A 2,866-nucleotide genomic window follows, 5' to 3' on the forward strand; every position below is an offset into this window, starting at 1 on the left:
GCGCGGATCGTCGATGCAACGCGCCAGACGCTCGGCCACCCGCAACCGCTTTTCCACCTCGGCCAAGGCCAGAACGCCGCTGTTGGACGACAGCATGCCGCCGTCGAAACGGGCGACGACGGACTTGCCGCCGACTGATGACAAACCGCTCAGCGGCAGCGCAAGATCGTTCATGGTGGGTGTGGTCTCCGGGAAATGGTTCGGATCGGCTTAAGCAACCAAATCCTACGTCATTTCAACGGCTTGCGCCACATCCACCAACCCCCATGAATTTGGTTAGGTTGATGCGGCGTGCCGCCGCCGTGAGGCCGCGCTCGCTCAGCAGCGCGTCGAGAACGACGAGAAGATTCAGATCGAGCCCTTTGAAACGCATGTCTTAGCTATCCATAGCGTGGATGCATTTGATTGAAACAAACGATTTTACCAATTTTCCGGAATGTCGCATGGACTTGGCAGGACCTCACGTGCGCCGATCACTGCCTCTATCGCGTGGCGAGTCCCTTGAGAAGAGCCCGAAAGAGGAAATCTGTCGCGTGCGGTGGAGATTGTACTGGGAATGAGAAGCAGCGCTCCGATCATGTCGAACTCTCCGACGAATGGCGGACCGGTACAATAGTTGATCGCAACTGGTCCGGAGCTATGAAACATCTCGATTACATATGAGGTGCCGAGTGAATACGCTGACAGCACCCACCGTCGCAGCGTTTAGCTGACGTTTGACGACGGTTCCTATCCATTTACACGCAGATTCTTGATGTGCTGGCGCAAAAGCGGGAGGCCGGCGACTTTTCTTCGTCATCGGGCTGACGCCGCAGAAGCCGGAACTCGTCCGGTTCCTATGGGCATTGGGCTTGGTCGGTCGCACAGGCTCTATGAGGGGCAATTTTGGCAACGCGACGCGACTCGGGTTTTGAACGACGCCGAAAACGCAAGCTGGAAAGGAACAAGATGGCAGATCAACTCGCCAACGAAATAATCGCCATTATCAAGAAGCGCGCCGCGTCGGAGGGCGGCATAGCGCCTGCCACAGGCGGCGAGATAACGGCTGCCACGGGACTGACTTCGCTCGGTATCGATTCACTGGGATTGGCGGACGTTCTCTGGGACCTGGAGCAGGCCTACGGCATCCAGATCGAGATGAATACGGCCGAGGCATGGTCGGATCTCCAGAATGTTGGGGACATGGTGGAAGCCGTGCGCAGCTTGCTCGCTAAGGGGGTGTGAATGGACAGGCGCGTCGTGATTACTGGGATTGGCGGTATTTGCGGGCTTGGGACCAACGCCGCCGCCATTTGGACAGAGATGCGAGAAGGCCGCTCCGCCATCGGCCCAATCGTCAACTCCGAGCTCCATGAATTGAGGGTCAGGATCGGTGCCGAGATCAAGGCGCTGCCGGAGCATGACATGGACGGCAAGCAACTCATCTCCATGGACCGCTTCAGCCTGCTCGCTGTGCTTGCGGCGCGCGAAGCCATGCGTCAGGCCGGACTTTCCTCCAAAGAGGGAAATAGCTATCGCTTCGGTGCGACGGTGGGCGTTGGCGGCTGCGGGTGGGATGCGATCGAGCAAACCTACCGCGCCATCCTTCTGGGCGGTAAGCGTGCCGCTCTCTTGACTGTACCCAAGGCGATGCCGGGTGCCGCTGCCGGCCAGGTCAGCATGAGTCTTGGTCTGCGCGGGCCGGTGTTCGGCGTCACGTCCGCCTGTTCCTCGGCAAACCATGCGATTGCCTGCGCGGTGGACCAGATCAGGCTCGGCCGGGCCGACGTGATGCTTGCCGGCGGCAGCGAAGCGCCGCTCATATGGGGTGTGCTGAAGGCATGGGAAGCGATCCGCGTGCTTTCGCCCGATACTTGCCGGCCATTCTCGGCCGATCGCCAGGGCCTGTCGCTTGGTGAAGGCGCCGGCATGGCGGTGCTGGAAAGCTACGAGCATGCCCTGGCTCGGGGCGCCACCATCCTTGCCGAAATTGCCGGTGCCGGCCTTTCCGCCGATGCGTCCGACATCGTCGCGCCGACTGTCGAGGGGCCGGAGGCAGCAATGCGGGCCTGCCTTGCCGATGCCAGGCTGGACGCCGAGGATGTCGACTATCTCAACGCGCACGGCACCGGCACCAAGGCCAACGACCAGATCGAGACGGCGGCGATCAAGCGCGTCTTCGGTCAGCACGCCTTCTCAATGTCCATTTCTTCTACCAAGTCCATGCACGCGCATTGCCTCGGCGCGTCCGGCGCGCTCGAGTTGATCGCCTGCGTGATGGCTATCCGCGAGAGCGTCGTGCCGCCGACTGCCAATTATCGTGAGCTGGACCCCGATTGCGATCTCGACGTCACGCCCAATGTGGCACGCGAGCGCAAGGTGCGCGTGGCACTGAGCAACTCCTTCGCCTTTGGCGGCACGAACGCGGTTCTGGCGTTCAGGCAGGTGTAGAAGCCATGAGAGATGCCTCCGGCAACATTATCTCTCGCATCCAGATGCTTGCCGGATAACTATTGTGAAGGGCGGGTCATTGACCGCCTCGGCGAATGCGGGAAGTGGCAGCGGAAGCTCGACGATCCGGGGGTATCGTCTTTGCGAAATTCTTAACTGTTGAAGCGGCTTGGACGTACCGCCGCCCCGTAAAAGGTAAGCGAGGCCCTGCGGGGCTCGGCTTGAGGGTCTGAAGCTGTACACGACAATGTCTGGAAGCCGCAGGGTCGGCTCTGCGCCCGTTATAGTCGCCTGAGTGCTGCCGGCCCGGCCGCGCCGCGGGCGCCGTCAACGAACTCCTTGAACCTGCGGACCTTGCCTGTCTTGGCCGACGCTTCGAAGCGCGCCGTCGTGCTGGCCTCCAGATCCGCGACATGCTTGCGCAGGGTCGTGGTGG

The 2,866-nt window shown here is 61.3% G+C and carries 3 protein-coding genes and 2 pseudogenes; 2 read left to right on the plus strand and 3 right to left on the minus strand.

From position 1 onward, the window contains the following. Together NKJ15_RS32815 and NKJ15_RS32820 are read right to left on the minus strand one after the other, a co-directional pair. Positions 1-174, minus strand: a 174-nt coding sequence (locus NKJ15_RS32815; RefSeq protein WP_352819837.1) for a transposase, incomplete at its 3' end; no start/stop codon positions are given. Between the two features lie 97 nt (positions 175-271). Beyond that, positions 272-373 (minus strand): annotated as a pseudogene (locus NKJ15_RS32820) (LysR family transcriptional regulator); the annotation flags it as partial. 575 nt (positions 374-948) lie between these two features. Between NKJ15_RS32820 and NKJ15_RS32825 the strand changes: the two are divergent. Together NKJ15_RS32825 and NKJ15_RS32830 are read left to right on the plus strand one after the other, a co-directional pair. After that, positions 949-1,224 (plus strand): acyl carrier protein, encoded by a 276-nt coding sequence (locus NKJ15_RS32825; RefSeq protein WP_352458906.1) that lies wholly within the window; start codon positions 949-951, stop codon positions 1,222-1,224. Next, complete coding sequence (locus tag NKJ15_RS32830) at positions 1,225-2,430, plus strand: beta-ketoacyl-[acyl-carrier-protein] synthase family protein (RefSeq protein WP_352819835.1); 1,206 nt, start codon at positions 1,225-1,227, stop codon at positions 2,428-2,430. Here NKJ15_RS32830 and NKJ15_RS32835 read toward each other — a convergent pair. Then, positions 2,417-2,581, minus strand: a pseudogene (locus tag NKJ15_RS32835) (LysR family transcriptional regulator); the annotation flags it as partial. The gene NKJ15_RS32830 and the pseudogene NKJ15_RS32835 overlap by 14 nt on opposite strands. Positions 2,582-2,866: the final 285 nt, after the last annotated feature.

This window comes from Mesorhizobium sp. M0207 (assembly GCF_040321995.1).
Lineage (GTDB): Bacteria > Pseudomonadota > Alphaproteobacteria > Rhizobiales > Rhizobiaceae > Mesorhizobium.